This window comes from Streptomyces sp. NPDC041968 (genome assembly GCF_055589025.1).
Map to the genome: position 1 here is coordinate 109,848 of NZ_JBVJCB010000002.1, position 16,561 is coordinate 126,408.

Genomic DNA, 16,561 nt, shown 5'->3' on the forward strand with positions numbered 1-16,561 from the left:
CGCGGTACGCGCGGCGCCCGGGGGCAGTCACTCAGGTGACCGCCCCCGGGCGCCGCGGAAGGGAGGCGGTGCTCAGTCGCGGCCGGTGTCCGCCGGGCGCCAGCCGCGGGCGCGGGCCCGCGGGACGGCGATGACGGCCCAGAGCACGGCGAGGACGCCGGCGGTGCCGAGGAGGACGAAGACGGTGGCGCGGTCCGCGGCCCGGTCGGCGGAGGCGGTGTCCCGTACGGTGACCGGCCCCGCCGCGGCCCGCGTCCGGGCGGGGGCGCCCGCGTCGTCCAGCACGGTGGTGAGGGCTGCGTACGCGTCCAGCTGCGGGGTGTCCGCCGGATAGGCGGTGGCCGTCAGCCGGTGGACGATCTCCTCGGGGGTGTCGTCGGGGCGGGCGGCGCGGATCAGCGCGGCGGTCCCGGCGGCGTAGGCGGCGGCGACGGAAGCACCGGCCCCCAGGTAGTGGCCGTCGCCGCGCGGACCGCCGGAGACCACGCCGGCGCCGGGCGCGGCGAGGTCGATGTCGGCGGTGGGCAGGGCGTCGTCAGGGCGGTCGCCGCCGGGGAGCATGTCGGCGACGGACAGGACCCCGGGCTCGCCGGCCGGCCAGTAGGTGCGGGTCGGCGTCTCCCGCGTGGCGTTGCCGGTCGGGGGGTCGGGGGTGGCGGCGGCGACCACCACCGCGCCCGCGTCGATCGCTTCGGCGACGGCGGAGGTCAGCCCCTCGTCCCGCTTCGGCAGGGCCACCCCGATGGCGATCACGTCCGCGCCGGCGGCGGTCGCGTCGCGCACCGCCCGCGCGACCAGTGCGGCGTCGGCCGAACCGCGCTCGTCGGTGCCGCGCAGGGCCAGCAGCTCCGCACCCGGCGCGACGCCGGGCAGCCGGGTGGTGCCCCAGCCCTCCCCGACGATCAGTCCGGCGAGGAAGGTGCCGTGTCCGACGCAGTCGTCACCGGCCGCGCCCCGGGCGGTGACCCGGCCGCCGAGTCCGGCGGCGTCGGCGCGGACCCCGGTGTCGACCAGGGCGACGGTCGTCCCCGCCCCGGTGCCGTGCTGGTGCGCCCGGGCCAGGTCGAGGCGCTGACGCGACCAGTCCTGCTTCTCGGCCCTCTCCCGCGAGGCCGCGGTGCACTCCACGGCGTCGGCCCCGGGATCGAGAGCGGAGGGCATCGGCGGCAGCCCCTGGCGCTTGCCGTCGGCGGCGGGCGCCGCGCTCGCCGGCCCGGCCGCGGCGGGCGCGGCCACGGGCAGCAGCAGGGTCGCGGCCAGCGCCGCGCCGCACAGGGGGCGGACCGCGCCCGTCCCGCGACGCCTCACCGGGCCGCCTTCGGAATCGCGGCGGTGACGTCCGCCGGCAGCAGGACCCGCAGGTCGTCCAGTGTGGGCGCGGCGAGCGAACTGAGCCGCCCGGCCTGCCGGGTGACCATCGCCTCGACCATCTGCCGGGCCAGCCGGGCGTTGCCGAAGGACTGGTCGCGGGGCAGCGTGTCGAAGTACTCGCGCAGCAGCGGACCGGTCCCCGGACCGCACTCGTACCCCATGGCGGAGGCCTGGGCGCGCACGATGGTGACCAGTTCCTCGGAGGTATAGGCGGCGAAGGCGACGCGGCGCGGGAAGCGCGAGGCGAGGCCCGGGTTGGAGGCGAGGAAGCGTTCCATCTCGCCGGTGTAGCCGGCGACGATGACCACGACGTCGTCCCGGTGGTCCTCCATCAGCTTCAGCAGCGTGTCCACCGCCTCCTGGCCGAAGTCGTTGCCGCCGCCGCGCGGGGTGAGGGTGTAGGCCTCGTCGATGAAGAGGACGCCGCCGCGGGCGCGGTCGAAGACCTCCCGGGTGAGCTGGGCGGTGTGTCCGACGTACCGGCCGACGAGGTCGGCGCGGGCCGCCTCGACCAGCTGGCCGCGCTGGAGGATGCCCAGCCGGCCGAGGATCTCGCCGTAGAGCCGCGCCACGGTGGTCTTGCCGGTGCCGGGCGGGCCGGTGAAGACCAGGTGGTGGCTGAGCGACGGGACCGGCAGTCCGGCGGCGGCGCGGTGGCGGGCCGTGGTGATGAGGTTGACCAGGTCCGTGACGTCGCGCTTGACCTCGGCGAGGCCCACCATGTCGCCGAGGCGGGTCAGCGGGTCGTCCTCCGGCACGCCGGTCCCGGCGGCCTGCTCGGCGGCGGACGTGGAGACGTCCTCCGGCAGCAGGAGCCGCAGGTCGCGCTCGCCGACCTGCTGGAGGGTGGCGAGCCGGACCGCCTGCCGGTCCACCATCTCCTCGAAGACACCGCGCGCGGCACGGCCGTTGCCGAATCCGGCGTCCCGGGGCATCGCCTCGAAGTGCGCGGCCAGCGCCGCCGCCGTGCCCTCGCCCAGCTCGTACTGGTGCGCGGCGCACATGCTCTCCATGATGGCGACCAGTTCGGGCACGGAGTAGTTCTCGAACTCGACCGTGCGGGAGAAACGCGACCCGAGTCCGGGGTTGGAGGCGAGGAACCTGGTCATCTCGTCGGTGTAGCCGGCGACGATGACGACGACGTCGTCCCGGTGGTCCTCCATCAGCTTCAGCAGCGTGTCCACGGCCTCGCGGCCGAAGTCGGCGCCGCCGTGTCCGCTGTCCGAGGTCAGGGTGTACGCCTCGTCGACGAAGAGGACACCGCCGAGGGCCCGTTCGAAGGTCTCGCTCGTCTTGATCGCCGTACCGCCGACGACCTGGGCGACGAGGTCGGCGCGCGAGACCTCCACGAGGTGTCCGTCGCGCAGCGATCCCAGTTCGGCGAGGATCGCGCCGTAGAGGCGGGCGACGGTGGTCTTGCCGGTGCCGGGCGGGCCGGTGAAGACCAGGTGGCGGCTCATCGGCGGGGCGGACATGCCGAGTTGTTCGCGACGCTGGGCGAGCTGGGTGAGGTTGACCAGCGTACGGACCTGTTCCTTGACGTTGTCCAGGCCGATCAGCGCGTTCAGGGCGCCCAGCGGTCCCTCGGGCCGGTCCTTGGCGGGCGCGTCCGCGGCCCCCGAGCCCGCCGGGTCGGTGTTCTCGGCGCTGCCCGAACCCCAGGCGTCGCGCTTGCCGTTGCCGGTGCTGGTGAGTCCTTCCACGGCGAGTCGCTCGCCGGGGTTGGTCTGGACGAGGCCGCCGCCCTCGTTCTCTCGCGCGAGGCAGTTGACGAGCGAGATCGACGCGGTGGACTCCACGCGGAAGCCGTCCTTCGCCCCGCCGGCCACCTCGCAGCCGCTGAGCGAGGCGATGGCGCCCTCGCGCAGCAGCACGCCGTGACCCCGCGGGGTGTGCACCGAGGTGCGGTTGGCGGTCAGCTCGCCGCCGGCGTCGACGACGACGCCGTCCGCGCCGGACCTCTCGACGCGGAAGTCCCGGACGGTGACGTTGCCGCCGTCCTCCAGGACGAGGCCGCTGTCGGTGGCGTCGAAGACACCGCCGCCGGCCAGGTACAGGGTGCTGCCGCCGGCGACGCGCACACCGGAACCGGCCGGCTGGACGATCTCGCAGTCCTCGATCCGGCCGCGGGCGTCCTTGGCGGCGGTGATGCCGTCACCCGACGGCTCCACGAGACGGGCGCGGCGCAGCAGCGGGTTGGCCCCGGCGCGCAGCGCGATCGCCGGGGCGCCGCCGATGACCTCCAGTCGGTCCAGCTCCGCCGCCGCGTCCTCCTCCAGGAGCACTCCGGTCTCGGCGCAGTCGCGGACCGTCAGGCCGGTCAGTGCCGGGGAGGCCGCGCCGGCGACCCGCAGCGCCACGCCCTGGGCGCCGTCCACCCAGCAGTCCTCGAAGGTCCCCCGCGCCCGGTCGGTGACGACCACCCCGTGGCCCCGGGTACGGGAGACCCGGCAACGGCGCAGTACCGGGTCGGTGCCCCCGGCCAGGGTGACACCGGTGCCGGACGCGCCGGTGACCCGGACGTCCTCCAGCGTCGTGCGGCCGCCGCTGCTCAGGTGGACGCCGTTGGCGGTGTCGTGCACGACCGTGCGGCTCACGGTGAGTGCGGAGTTGCCTTCCAGGGCGAGGGACGGCTTGTCGGTGGAGGAGATGTCGCAGTCCTCGATCGAGCCGCGGGCCTCACCGTTGGCGAGGATGCCGTTGCCGCGGGCGTCACGCACCGTGCAGCCCCGGACGCGGGCCTCACCCTGCTCGGCGATGACCAGGCCACTGGTGCCGAGGTGTTCCAGGGTGCAGCTCTCCACGGTGGTCGGCGTGGTCGAGGTGACCACGATGGCCGCGCCCTGGGAGTTGCTCACCCGGCAGTCCCGCAGCGCCAGCGAGCCGGTGCCGCCGGCCAGCATCGCCGTCCAGGCGGCACCGGCTATCTCGCAGCCGTCGAGCGCGGCCTGGCCGCGCCGCACGTCCACGGCGGGCGTTTCGGCGTCGTTGCCGCGCAGCGTCAGCTCCGACAGCATCACGGCGTCGGCGCGCAGCGCGAGGACGCTGCCCGACCGGGGCCGGATCTCCACGGTGCCCCGTCCCTCGGCGGCGGTGAGGGTGACCCGGGTGTGGATCACCAGGTTCTCCGCATACGTCCCCGGCCGGACACTGATGAGCGCGCCGGTGCGGGCCGCGGCGAGTGCCTCACCGATCGTCCGGAAACGGTCCCGGTCGTCGGGACCGACCGACAGTACCTGGCGCGACACGCGCGAACCTCCTAGCTCATTCTGCGTCTTGGGCAGGGCCCGGTCGAACGGGCAGCGGACGGCCGCTTCCCCGCTCAGACGCTCCATTTCTGGTTGTCCAGCCCCGTGCAGGTCCACAGTTGCACACGGGCCCGGGCGTTGTGGTCGTGGCCTTCGATCTCGACGCACATGCCCACGGCCGTGTTCACGAGGTCGTGGGCCTCGTTGAGCGCGAACTTCTGCGCTGCGACGCCGGTGCAGCGGGCGAGCTGGATGGTGGTGCCCTGGGTGAAGTCGGCGCCCGCCACGTCCATGCAGAGTCCCCGCGTGCGGAGGGTGCCGTCGGAGGCGAACCGGAACTTCTGCGCGTCGGCGTTGTTGCAGTCCCACATCCACAGCGCCTTCCCGTCGGAGAAGTCACTGCCGGGTACGTCGATGCAGCGGCCGGAGAGGTGGCTGTGGAACGACACGGGGAAGCCGAGAACGGGCCCCGCAGGGGCGTTGTCGTCGGCCTTCTCCGCGGTGTCCTCGGCGGAGTCCTCGGCGCCGGCAGCCTTCTCCTTCGCCGTCTCCGCCTCCGCCTTCTTCCGCGTTTCCGTCTTCTGCGCCGCGTCCTCGGCGGCCTTGCCCGGGCCGTCCTTCTTCTCGCCCCCGGCATCCGGCTTCGGCGCCGGTACCGCCTTCGGCTCCTGGGGCTCCTTCTCGTCCGCGGAGCCGGTCGGCTGGGGGGAGTCGACGGCGAAGTCGCCCGTCTCGTCCTGCTCGTCCCCGCCGAGGACGGTCGCCGCGGTCGTCGACGCCCGCTCCTCCTTGTCGTCGTCGTCCGGCCCGAGAAGCAGGAACGGCACCGCGATGAGCAGCGAGCCTCCGATCGCGGCGGCGGCCAGCACGGCCCGGCCCGGCCGTCCCACCGGCTTGGCCGCGTCGTCGGGTCTGTCGATGGCCGTGGCGGTGATGGTCCGCACGAGCAGGGGGAGGCGGCTCTTGGCGACGGCGACACCGCCGGCCTCGGTGTCGGTTCCGGTGCCGGCACCGGTCCGGGCTCCGGAGGCGGTCGCCGGGGCGGCAACCTCGGCCTGAGCCTCGGCCACGGGCTCCGCCTTCTCCTCCGGGGAGGCGGCCTCACTCGCCGGTGCCGCCTCAGCCTCGGGCTTCGCCGCGGGAGCCGCTTCCGCACCGGCGCCGGAACCGGGGTCGGGGCCGGGGCCGGAGGAGGCGGCGGTTTCGACCGCGGCTCGCGTTGCCGCCCCGGCCGTGTTTCCGGCCGCGGCGGCGGACTCGGTGCGGTCGTCCGCCGACGTACTCGTGCGGGGTTCGGCGGCGGGGGTCCGCTCCTCGTGGGAACCGGACTCCGTGCGCGCAGCAGGAGACGTGGGGGGCCGCTGCGTCGGACGTGTCACGGGTACCTCCCGGAGGTGTGAGGCCAGGGGCCTGCCGGATCCTCGCCGCGGTCCGCCGGAACGCGGTCCGCCGGAACGAGGAGGGGGGCGACCGCACCGGCGTTGACCAGCAGCGAGATGGTGGGGGCGTGGGCCAGGGTACGGGTCAGCTCCCGGGCGGGAAGGGTGTCATGGCGAAGTGTGGTGGACATGAACGCGTGTGCCGGTGAGGTGAACACGAGCACCACGGACTCCCCGTCATGCCCCGCCGCGACCAGTGGGGTACCGTCCGGTCCCGCCACGACGGCGACCTCGGCGTCCGCCAGCGTGGCGACGGCCTCCTCGAAGGAGCCGTAACCGGTCGCGGCGCGCTGTGCCGCCGCGTCCACGGGGTCGGTGGGCTCGGGCCAGCCAAGGGCACGGGCGGAGGGGCGGTAGGCGGGGTTGGCACGGTAGGTACCGACGTCACCGGCGTCGTCCGACCGCCACTCCCCCAGCACCGCCCATTCCGGCGGGGGCCGCTCCTCGGTCCACTCCGGGTCCACCACGCCGATCCAGTGGCCGGGCGCCTGCCGGGCCACGGCACGGACGGCCTCGGGTATCGCGGGGGTGCCGTCGGTCTCGACGCTGCCGGAACCGGACGACGAGGCCGGGGTGCCGGGTGTGGCCTCCATGTGCTCTCCGGGCCGCATATCCACCTGAACTCTTGTTCCTCCGAACCGACGTTGATCAGCCGGAGCCAACAGAATGCCACAAGGGCCTGTGTGTTGGGCCGTCGGACGATGCCCGCATCAGGCCCTGACGTGCCCGTTTGCCGCCCGGTCAGGAGACTTTGCGGGAGCAGTCGCCCGCACCCGGACATTGTGACGGACGGTATTGCCGGGGCAGGGGTGGATCGGACACCTGCACGGGCTATGTTCGGTACGCCGGTACGCCGTCGGATCCGCCCCGCTCCGTCCCCAGGGAGTATTCACATGCCCTCACAGAAGCCCGCCAGCAACGCGAACGAGACGCCGGCCTCCGCTTCCCCGGACACCCCGCAGCCGACCACCGCTCCGGCCACCGCAGTCACCCCGGCGGCGGAGGAGGAGCGCACCGCGCCCACCGCGGAGGCCTCGTCGGCCCCCGGCTCCCCTGCCGAGGCGTCCGCGAAGGCCGCGACGACCCCTACGGCCACCACCGAGGCGGGCGGTTCGCCGACCAGGGAGTCGGGAGAGTCGGCGGCAGCGGAGGCGGGCGAGTCCACGGCGAGGGAGTCGGCGGCGAGGGAGTCGTCCGCGGGCGAGAAGCGCACGGCCGTCGCGGTGGCCACCGCACCGGCGGTCCCGGCCAAGACCGCCGGCGGCGTCGACAGCGGGCGTCCCCGAAAGCCGGTCCTCGCCGTGGCCGGGATCCTCGGGGCCGCCCTGATAGCCGTACCGCTGCTGCTGGCAGGTGACGCGGACGACGACAAACGGCCGGACAGCGCACAGGAGTTGGCCGCGGGGAAGTCGGACACCGTGCTGGACCCGGGCTCGGCCGGCGCAGCCCTGGACGACTACGTCGTCGAGAAGCCCACCCCGACGGCGACCGAGAAGAAGCCGGAGCCGAGCCGGCCGGTCAAGGTCGTCGCTCCGCCGCCGGCGCCGAAGCCCGAGCCCCCGACGAGCGCCCCGGAGCCGAAGCCCGCGACGAGCGCCCCGGCGAAGAAGACCGCGCCGAAGCCGAAGGCCAAGCCGACCCCCAAGCCTGACTGGACCGCCTCGACGGTCCACGCCGTCAGCACGCTGGAGGTCAGCCAGGCCTGGACCACCAACCGCATCCGCATGGTCATGCAGCCCGACGGCAACCTCGTCGTCTACAACGAGAAGAACAAGGCGACCTGGGCCTCGATGACCTTCGGCGAGAACCACCGGGCCATCTTCCAGTCCGACGGCAACCTCGTCATCCACAACGGCGACGACCGCCCGATCTGGGCCACCGACACCTGGGGCAACGAGGGAGCCCGGCTGATCCTGCGCGAGGACGGCAAGGTGGTCATCGCCCGCTCCGGCACCGTCCTCTGGTCGACCTGATCCCACGGGCCGGCCAGGTTCCGTCCTCCGGCACCCCTCACCGTGCCCGCCAACGGCCTCGCCCCGTCGGGTGAGGCGTGCGGGTGCACGTCGCTGTGCCGCTGTTGGACCGAATGAGCGAGCCGCCCGGGGGTTACCGCGTGGCGGCCGGGAGGGCGGCGCAGCCTGGTGGCCATGCTGGTGCAACGTGACCTTCTTGGCAGCCTGCCGGTCCAGATGCGCATGGAGACGCTCGTGAACGATCCATCACCGAGCCCGGCCCTCCCGCCTGTGGTGGACAGGCAGACCTTCCAGGAGTCCCGGGAAGCTCTGCTCGCACGGGAGAAGGCGCACACCCGTGAAGGAGACGCGATCGCGGCGGCGCGAAGGCGGCTGCCGATGGTGGAGATCGACGCCACCATCGAGGTCGTCGGCCCCGACGGGCCGATCACGATCCTCGACGTCTTCGAGGGCCGTAAGCAGCTCATCGCCTACTTCCACGCCTGGTGGCCCGGGCGACCCGCCGCCGAGCAGTGTGAGGGGTGCACGTTCTTCAACAGCCAGGTCCGCGAGCTCTCCTACATCCACTCCCGCGATGCCACCTACGCCACCCTCTGCAAGGGTCCCTACCAGGAGAGTGTCCGCTACCGGGACTTCCTGGGTCTGGACATGCCGTGGTACTCGGTCGAGGAGACGGCGCCACAGCTCCTGGAGGGGCGTGACTGGCAGCGTCACCACCTCGTCTGCTACGTCCGCGACGGGAAGCGGGTGTTCGAGACGTACTACACCGGCGGCCGGGGCGTCGAGATCATGACGCCCACCCACGGACTGCTCGACATGACCGTCTACGGGCGCCAGGAGGCGTGGGAGGACTCTCCCGGCGGCTGGCCCCAACCCTGGTACTCCGCCGAGAATCCCGAGGAGTGGCGTACGAACGGGCGCCCCATCGCCCAGTGGTCCCGCATCGAGGCCGGCCGCTCCGACGAGCTGACCTGAGCCTCGTCCCGCAACTACCGGTTCTCGGCGAACGTACAGGTCGTCGTGGGCACCGGGAAGCGCCTGTCGTGGCCACCGCCCGTCCGGTGCCCGGCAACAGGGCGGAAGCGAAAACCTGGCGGGACGCCGGCCTGGCCACACCCTGCGAGAGCGTCACGGTCCTCGGTGACGGTGCCTGCATCGACACCGGCCTTCGGGTCGACTCGGCTGCTCACGCTCGGGCTTGGCGGAGTGGTGATCGCCGTGCTGGGTGCGCCGGTCCCGGTGGGCCGGGCGGCCAGGGCCCGTACGGCCGCCGCACTGCTCACCGAGTAGCACCTTGACCGCTGGGCGGGCCGAAGCAGCGGGTCGCCGCGGCAGTGGCGCCAGGGACGGGACGGGGAGCGACATACGTGACCCTCACGCGGCGTCATGCCCCATCGTCGGGGACGTGGAGGAACACCTGACCGTGGGGCGCGTGGCCGAGCTGGCCGGCGTGAGCGTCCGCACGGTGCACCACTACGACGAGATCGGTCTCGTGAGGCCGTCCGCGCGGACGCCGACCGGACACCGGGCCTCCCCGGCGGGCGGCGTGGAGCGGCTGCGGGAGGCACTCGGCTGCCGGCGCCTGGGCTTCGGGCTGCGGGAGATCGCGGTCCTGGTGGACGCCCCGGCCACCGACGCGGTCGCGCACCTGCGCCGGCTGCGCGGCCTGCTGCGAGAGCAACGCGACCGCACGACCGCATGGTGGCGGCCATCGACAGGGAACCGGAACAACGAGCCATCGGAATCAAGGCGACGCCGGAGGATCAACTGAAAGTGTTCGGAGGTCACGGCGGTGGAACCGTCGGCGGTGATGCGGGCGCAGCGTCCCGCGGGTGCGGCGCCGTGTGTGGCCGCCGGCGCGGAGGCCCTGCCGTTCCCCGACCGGCCCTTCGACGCGGCGATGGCGGTCAGCACCGTTCATCACTGGCCGGACCCGCTGGCGGGGCTGCGCGGGATGCGACGGGTGGCCCGCCGTGTGGTGGTGTTCACCTACGATGCCGGCACGAGCGGCTGGCTCGAGCGGTTCTGGCTCACCCGCGACTACTTGCCCGAATTCGCCGCCTTCTCGCCGGCTGGCCTTCACTGGCCGACATGACCCGCGCGATCGGGGGCCGTGCGGAGCCGGTGCTCACTCCGTGGGACTGCGCCGAAGGCTTCTTCGAAGCCCGCTGGCGCCGGCCCGAGGCGTACCTGGACGAGCAGGTGCGCCGCGCGGTGTCGGTATGGACCAGGGTCGGGCCGCAGGCCGAACAGCGAGCGGTGGACAGCTTCCGCGACGGCCTCTCCTCGGGCCGCTGGGCGGAGCGGAACAGGGACCTCGTCGCCCTGGACACGGCGGAGGTGGGCCTGCGTCTGCTCGTGGCCTGAAGTGCCGCGCCCCCGTCGGGAGCGATGCGAGGGTGGGCGGGGGGTGGCGAGCGCGCCCTCGTCTCCGGAACCTCCCGCCCGGAGCCACGGCTCCGGAGTGCCGAGGACGGCCGCATCTCCCGCGTGCGCCCCCTCCCCCGCCGTCCGGTCAGGCGGGCGGTGACATAGCTGAGCCCGAGCAGGCCGAGCGCCGCCCCGGCGGTGAAGGCCGGCACCGCCGCGTCGGACATGGCGAAGCCCAAGACGATCTTCACGGGTATGAGGCGGATGGTGAGGGCCCAGCCGCGCTCACGGCGCGCGGCGAAATGGTCGCATGGCCCATCGCGGATTCCGACGCGGCGATGGGACTCCCCCCGGGGTCCGCGAGAGGACGAGAGCGCGAGGCAGCGACCTCGCGCCGGCAGGCCCAGGGGGCGGGGCCTTCACCGGCGCCCGCCGTCCCGGTCTTGGGTCATCGGTCCCAGCACCTCCCCGGGCGCGGCCGCCAAGTCGAGGGTTTCGAGCACACTGAGCAGCTGCCGCTCCTCGTAGCGGAAGTGGTTCTCCATGATGGCGGCGATGCCTTCGAGGTGTTGGTCGAGCTCTTCCGGTGGCGCGGCCCGGTCGACCGCGGCCTGGAGGCCGCGCAGCAGGTGGGCGATCATCGAGTGGTCCTGCTCCAGCGAGCGCAGCACCGGGCGCAGCTCGGGGTGCGCAGCCGCGATGGCCGGGAAGAGGGTACGGTCCTCGCCTTGGTGGTGGCTGTCGAGAGCCGCGCAGAATCCATGGCAGTACAGCAGCAGTTCCCGGGTGGCCGCGTCACCGGGAGTGCAGTCGGCAAGCGCGGCGCGGGTCACGGCCATCGCTTCCCGCAGCCGGTGATGGACTCGACGGAGTTCTTGGCTCCAGGCAACCAGCCTGGTCGTCTCGCGCTCAGTCACGCGAGGACGAAGGGTACGACGAGTGCATCGTCGGGCTCCTTCGATACGGCGCCTCCATGCCTGACACGGTCTGCCACCGGCACGCGACGCTGGGCATACAGTACCGCGTCTTCCGCCGCGTCAACACCGCTTTACCAGACGCTCGTTGTGCGCCGGCGGGAGTCCTCCCGGAGGGCTCCGGAGCTGCCTCGAAGTGCTCCTCGGCGCGGCCGCTGCGGTCTCCAGCGACTGCGCTGGGCCCCCTGCACGCCCAGACATCCGATATCGTATGCCGGAAACCGAATATCGCGTACTGGAAAGAACGGGGGCGGGGCGTGGGACGGTCGGTACGGGTCCGGTGGCGGTGGCAACCGGCGCACACGCCGGACTTCTGCACGCGGGTACTGTGCGGCCTGGGACAAGTGGTGTTCCAGGCGAACCCGTGGACGGGCGGCGTCTTCGTCGTGGCCCTGTGTGTCGCCGACTGGCGGTACGCCGCGTACGCGGTGGGTGGCGCGGCCCTGGGCACCGGGACCGCCCGCGGTCTCGGCGTGTCACGCGACCGGCAGGAAGCGGGACTCGAGGGCTTCAACTCCGCGTTGCTCGCCCTCTGTCTCGCCGTCCTCCTCGACCGGGACCGGCTTGCGACGGCACTGCTCGCCGCCGTCGGCTGCATCGTGGTCACCATCGGCACGGCGGCGACGGTGCGCCTGCTGGGTGCCTGGAACCTGCCGCCGCTGACCCTGCCGTACTGCCTCGTGGCGGTCTCGGTGACCGTCGCCGCACCGGCCTTCCGGCGGGTCCGGCCGCACGAAGAGAGTCTCGCCGCGCTGCCCGGCCCGGCCTCCGGACACGGCCCCCTGCACCCGGACGACCTGCTGCGGGCGTTCCTCCACAACGTCTCCCAGATCTTCTTCCTGGAACTGTGGTACGTAGGGGTGCTGTTGCTCGCAGGCATCTTCCTGGCGAGCAAGGCGGCCGGGCTCGTCGTCTGCGCGGGCAGCCTGACGGCCGTCGTGACGGCGTGGGGGCTCGGGACCCCGGCCGAGCGAATCGCCGACGGCACCATGGGCTACAACGCGGTACTGGTCGCGCTCGCGCTGCGCGGGGTGTTCCTGCCGGCGACGCCGGCCACATTGCTCTATGCCCTCCTCGGCGCCGCCACCGCGACGGCTCTGACGCCGGCCGTCGCCGCGCTGCTCGCACCGTCCGGCGGGCACGCCTTCACGTGGCCGTTCGTGCTGACGACGCTCGGATTCCTGGCCGCCTCCCCCTCCTTCCCACGGCTGGCCGGCACGAAGTCGGGCGCGGATACGGTGTGTCCGACCCGCGCCGTCTAGGTCGAGCATCGATGGTCGACTCCGTCCCTCGTCCCGCGTCGTGATGATCTCGATGAGGGCATCACGATCGTGACTGGAGTGGGATGTGGAGCTCTTGGGGAGTAAGAACTCCTAACGAAGAGCCTCTTCGGCGGTTTGTGGCTCCTCGTCTCTCGGTCCGGCGGCATGGGCCAGCGGGGGTGCGATGGCTTGGGCATCGGCTCCCTCACCGACCCATAGCCCGATGAAGAGTGCCGCGGTCGCTTCCAGGAGTCCCGCTCGTTCGAGAGAGCCGCCGACCACGGGTGCGCAGCCGACATGCCGCACCAACTGGGCGGGGCGCGGGGTCAGCGGTGTGAACGTCCCGCGGCGATGGGGTCTCCCAGGTTGGTGCGTGCCTGGACGGTGAACTGGCGGGAGGCGAGGTCCCGGGTGAGGGTTTGCAGGTGGCCGGCGGTCTTGTCGGTGAAGGACAGGAAGTCAAGCAGGTGCTGGGCGAGTTGTTCCGGGCTGGTTTCCTGCCGTATCAGGTCGCTCATGACGCCGTTGAGGGTGGCACTGAGGCTTTTGGTGAGTTTCAGTTTCGGGTAGAGGCAGCGGACGGAGCCCTCGATGTTGGCCAGAGACTTGCCGATGACGGAGACGACAGGCGCGACCTGGATGCCGCGGCGGCTGGAGTACTGCAGCACGGACATCAGAGCCACGCCGTAGTTGAGTTCGGCAAGGGTGGCGTTGGACCAGAGGGGAACCTTGCGGGACAAATCCTGGACGAAGCCGGTGGTGTTGCTCCAGGGCGTGGTGGCTCCCATTCTGATCCACTGCCGGGCGACGGCCTCGGCGTCATTGCGGGCCAGTCCCAGCAGGATGCCCAGCATCGTAAGCCGGGCACTGCGGTCGAGGCGGCCGACCATGCCCCAGTCGATGATGTGCGCTGTTCCGCCGGGGCTGATCAGGATGTTGCCGGGGTGGGGGTCGGCGTGGAAGCGTCCGGTGACGAAGTAGGAGCGGAACTGGTAGTCGATGAGTTGCCGGGCGATCTGCTGGCGTTTCCTGGGGCTCAGCGCGTCGTCTTTGACGCGGTTGATGGCTACGCCGTCGGCCAGGCTCTGTATGAGGACGTGTTCGGTGGCGTGGAGAACTTTCGGGATGCTGAGGCGTTTGTAGTCCCGGGCTAGTTTCCGGGCGGCCTTCATGTTGGACGCCTCCCGGGTGAAGTCCAGCTCGTCGCGCATGGCGTCGAAGAGGACTTCCGTCATCGCTTCGATTCCGATCACTTCGTTGAAGTGCGGCATGAAGCGGGTGACGAGGTGCGCGGCCCTGCGCAGCACGCGCATGTCGCCGAGAACGGCCCGATCGGCCCCCGGCCGCTGCACTTTGACGACGCAGGGTGTGCCGTCCGCCAGGGCGGCGCGGTAGACCTGTGCCAGTGAGGCCGACCCCAGTGGCCGTTCGGTGCGCACGAAGGCGAAACGGGTACGCCAGTCCTCTCCGAGGTCCTGCCGCAGCACGGGGGCGAACGCGGAGAAGGGCTGGGCGGTGGCCTCGTCGTTGAGCCGGCCGAGTTCATGCCGTACATGGTCGGGAACGAAGTCGGGGCGTGTGGCCAGGATCTGACCAACTTTGATGTAGAAGGGGCCCAGGCGCTCCAGGGTGGTGCGCAGCCGCAGGGCCCGGTTCCGGGCGGAGGGCTCGTCGGTCCGTCGTGCGCGGTGGGTGCGGCGGGACAGGGTGTGCACGGTCTCCTGCGCTGCGGCCCGCACGATGATCCCGGCGGTGCGGCGACCGCGCCGGGCGGTGTCCGTGGTTGAGGAGTCCGGGTCTGGCAGGGGCACTTACGCGCTGCCCTTGTCGCGTTTGGCCTGTGAGCCGACGTGGTCGGTGAGCTGGGCCACGGCCTGGGTCAGCGCCGTCACCTGGGTGCTCAGTTCGGCTAGCTGCCGCTCGTTGCGGCGGCGGCGCTTCTTGGACTTCTTCTTGCCTCGCAGCCCCCGGGTCACGCCCTTGTCGAAGCCTTCCACCACGTCGGCGAGACGGTCACCGATCCTGTGACGGCGTTTCCCCATTGTCTTCTCCTCTTTCCTGGGCGCTGTCGTGCTGCGGTTCGTCGGGTGGCCGGTGGGCAGGCGACGGGCGCCGCGCCGGCGGCCGGCCGGGCGTGTGCGGCGCGCAGCTGCACGGCGCCGCTGCAGCGAGGGTGTGGCCAGCACGGCGCTCCTGTCATTAGGGAGGTCTCTGCGGGGCTCGTCAACGCCGCGTTCGCCTCGCCGTCGCGGGCAGCGTCGCCCGGTTGGCACGGCCGCGTGCCTGCGGGGCACGTCCCCGCAGATGGCAAGGGTGATGATGGGGTAAACGCCGTGACCGATGCGCGAGGGTACGCACTGGTGCATAGCTCACCCACACTGAAGGGTGCACTGCGCACGCCGCGCGTATGCGCCGCTCACGCCACGCCGGGCAACGCCCGTTGGCGGCTTTTCGTGCCCCGCGCAACGCCTTGTGCACGGCGGCAGCGATGTGGTGCCGTGAGACGTCAGGCGCGGTTGCGGCCCGCCCAGCGGGTGTGCCGGGCGGCGATGACGGGGGGCCGAGGCCACCGGACATGCCGTGCCCGGGCCGCCCGGCGTGGATTTGTCCGTACGGGGCCGGAGCTCAGGACACGCCGGCGCCGGACGAGGGGCGCGGCGATAGGCACGACCCCAGGCGGTCGCCGGGGTGAGTGGCCTGCGACACAGTAGCCGTCCGTGCAATCCCGGCCGGGCGCGGGCCGGGCCGTCGCACAGCACACCGCGCATGCGGCACTCCCCCGACGTGAAGGAGCCGATGTGACCAGCGCGATAGCCATCCCCCCGCTCTGGTGCCCGATCGAACTGGAGGTCAGGCCTGGGGCCGCCGGTATCCAGGCCCGCTCCCGCACCTGGCTGGAACGCCACGGCATGGACGAGCGTTCCCTGCGCCGGGCGGCCGCCACCGACACCGGCTTTCTGGCCTGCACATGGGCCCCCACCGCCACCGAAGAAGGGGCGCAACTGCTCTCCGACTGGCTGGTGTGGGCGCTCCTCTTCGACGACTACTACTGCGACAGCGGGCCCGACGCGGACCGGCCCGGCACGTTCAACCCGATCGCCGGACGCATGATGGCACGCGCCCTCTACCCCGAGACACCGCCCACCGGGGACACGGCCTTCGACGCGTTCGCCTCCGCCCTCGCCGATCTCATCACTCGCATTCACGACCGGGCGGACCCCGAACTGGCCCACCTGTGCTCGCTGGCCCACTACCAGTGGGCCGTCGGGGCGATGTGCGGCGTGAGCGACCGGGCCGCCCGCAGCCTGCGCTCGGTGGAAGACCACCTGTTCATCCGTCCGCCGGACGGCGCGTCCTTGCTCAGTGTGCACCTGATCGAGGTCGCCGAGGGCACGAAGCTGCCGGCCCGCCACCGCGTCCGGCCCGAGGTGCGGGCGCTGACCCAGGCGGCCGGCATCCTGCTCACCGTCCCCACCGACTTGGCCTCCTACGCACACGAACAGGCACAGGGCAGCCTGGAGTCCAACCTGGTGCACATCCTCGGCGCCGAGCGCTCTCTCACCGCCCAGGACGCCACCGACCAGGCATGCGGTCTGCTCGAAACCGTCATGCACTACTTCCTGGCCATGCACCGCCAACTACGCGAGGACGCCGATGCCGACACCCCCCTCGGCCGCTACTGCGACCACCTGACCCACATGGTGCGCGGCACCTACGAATGGCAGCGTACTCTCCCTCGCTACACCACCGCCCTGGACATCGTCGGCATCCCCGACGGCAGCCATGTGCCACGCCCCGACACCCCCCTCCACACCATCACACGACACCCCGGCCGAACCCGGACGGCCGCGCCCGCCCCGCTCGCCTGGTGGTGGGACCTGCTGAACTGACACCCACGGCCCGGCCACACCGGCCGTCGCCCCT

The 16,561-nt window shown here is 72.6% G+C and carries 13 protein-coding genes and 2 pseudogenes; 6 read left to right on the plus strand and 9 right to left on the minus strand.

Features of this window, described 5'->3' with window-relative positions; all coding sequences use genetic code 11:
- Nucleotides 1-72: 72 nt before the first annotated feature.
- The 5 genes from ACZ6EG_RS05580 to ACZ6EG_RS05600 all read right to left on the minus strand — a co-directional run bounded on the left by ACZ6EG_RS05580 (nucleotide 73) and on the right by ACZ6EG_RS05600 (nucleotide 7,289).
- Complete coding sequence (locus ACZ6EG_RS05580; protein WP_391968753.1) at nucleotides 73-1,308, minus strand: S8 family serine peptidase; 1,236 nt, start codon at nucleotides 1,306-1,308, stop codon at nucleotides 73-75.
- Nucleotides 1,305-4,619, minus strand: a complete 3,315-nt coding sequence (locus ACZ6EG_RS05585) for a right-handed parallel beta-helix repeat-containing protein (RefSeq protein WP_469601840.1) — start codon at nucleotides 4,617-4,619, stop codon at nucleotides 1,305-1,307. The genes ACZ6EG_RS05580 and ACZ6EG_RS05585 overlap by 4 nt, the downstream gene beginning before the upstream one ends.
- A 74-nt stretch (nucleotides 4,620-4,693) precedes the next feature.
- A complete protein-coding gene (locus tag ACZ6EG_RS05590) occupies nucleotides 4,694-5,998 on the minus strand; it encodes a ricin-type beta-trefoil lectin domain protein (RefSeq protein ID WP_469601843.1) in 1,305 nt (434 codons plus the stop codon).
- Nucleotides 5,995-6,651: a type VII secretion system-associated protein gene (locus ACZ6EG_RS05595; RefSeq protein ID WP_469601845.1), complete on the minus strand. Its 657-nt coding sequence runs from the start codon at nucleotides 6,649-6,651 to the stop codon at nucleotides 5,995-5,997. Before ACZ6EG_RS05595 ends, ACZ6EG_RS05590 begins: the two co-directional genes overlap by 4 nt.
- 296 nt (nucleotides 6,652-6,947) lie before the next feature.
- On the minus strand, nucleotides 6,948-7,289 hold the full coding sequence (locus ACZ6EG_RS05600; protein WP_469601848.1) for a hypothetical protein: 342 nt from the start codon (nucleotides 7,287-7,289) through the stop codon (nucleotides 6,948-6,950).
- Here ACZ6EG_RS05600 and ACZ6EG_RS05605 point away from each other — a divergent pair.
- The 4 genes and pseudogenes from ACZ6EG_RS05605 to ACZ6EG_RS05620 all read left to right on the plus strand — a co-directional run bounded on the left by ACZ6EG_RS05605 (nucleotide 7,282) and on the right by ACZ6EG_RS05620 (nucleotide 10,398).
- Nucleotides 7,282-8,031: a mannose-binding protein gene (locus ACZ6EG_RS05605; protein WP_469601851.1), complete on the plus strand. Its 750-nt coding sequence runs from the start codon at nucleotides 7,282-7,284 to the stop codon at nucleotides 8,029-8,031. The genes ACZ6EG_RS05600 and ACZ6EG_RS05605 overlap by 8 nt on opposite strands.
- Before the next feature lie 222 nt (nucleotides 8,032-8,253).
- Nucleotides 8,254-9,006 (plus strand): DUF899 family protein, encoded by a 753-nt coding sequence (locus ACZ6EG_RS05610; RefSeq protein ID WP_391969103.1) that lies wholly within the window; start codon nucleotides 8,254-8,256, stop codon nucleotides 9,004-9,006.
- Nucleotides 9,007-9,177: 171 nt separating this feature from the next.
- A complete protein-coding gene (locus ACZ6EG_RS05615) occupies nucleotides 9,178-9,321 on the plus strand; it encodes a hypothetical protein (protein ID WP_469601854.1) in 144 nt (47 codons plus the stop codon).
- Nucleotides 9,322-9,454: 133 nt separating this feature from the next.
- Nucleotides 9,455-10,398, plus strand: a pseudogene (locus ACZ6EG_RS05620) (MerR family transcriptional regulator).
- Between the two features lie 422 nt (nucleotides 10,399-10,820).
- On the opposite strand, the gene ACZ6EG_RS05625 reads toward ACZ6EG_RS05620, so the two are convergent.
- Complete coding sequence (locus ACZ6EG_RS05625; RefSeq protein ID WP_391968758.1) at nucleotides 10,821-11,318, minus strand: hemerythrin domain-containing protein; 498 nt, start codon at nucleotides 11,316-11,318, stop codon at nucleotides 10,821-10,823.
- Nucleotides 11,319-11,632: 314 nt separating this feature from the next.
- Here ACZ6EG_RS05625 and ACZ6EG_RS05630 point away from each other — a divergent pair, with 314 nt between their 5' ends.
- Complete coding sequence (locus tag ACZ6EG_RS05630) at nucleotides 11,633-12,637, plus strand: urea transporter (protein WP_469601857.1); 1,005 nt, start codon at nucleotides 11,633-11,635, stop codon at nucleotides 12,635-12,637.
- Between the two features lie 111 nt (nucleotides 12,638-12,748).
- Here the strand turns inward: ACZ6EG_RS05630 and ACZ6EG_RS05635 are convergent.
- From ACZ6EG_RS05635 to ACZ6EG_RS05645, 3 genes and pseudogenes are all read right to left on the minus strand, one after another.
- Nucleotides 12,749-12,952: pseudogene (locus ACZ6EG_RS05635) on the minus strand (NADP oxidoreductase); the annotation flags it as partial.
- Between the two features lie 11 nt (nucleotides 12,953-12,963).
- Entirely contained in the window at nucleotides 12,964-14,448 is a 1,485-nt protein-coding gene (locus ACZ6EG_RS05640) for an ABC1 kinase family protein (protein WP_469601860.1), read from the minus strand.
- On the minus strand, nucleotides 14,449-14,679 hold the full coding sequence (locus tag ACZ6EG_RS05645) for a hypothetical protein (protein ID WP_391968761.1): 231 nt from the start codon (nucleotides 14,677-14,679) through the stop codon (nucleotides 14,449-14,451). It abuts the gene before it with no gap.
- Nucleotides 14,680-15,435: 756 nt separating this feature from the next.
- Here ACZ6EG_RS05645 and ACZ6EG_RS05650 point away from each other — a divergent pair.
- Nucleotides 15,436-16,527 (plus strand): terpene synthase family protein, encoded by a 1,092-nt coding sequence (locus ACZ6EG_RS05650; RefSeq protein WP_391968762.1) that lies wholly within the window; start codon nucleotides 15,436-15,438, stop codon nucleotides 16,525-16,527.
- Nucleotides 16,528-16,561: the final 34 nt, after the last annotated feature.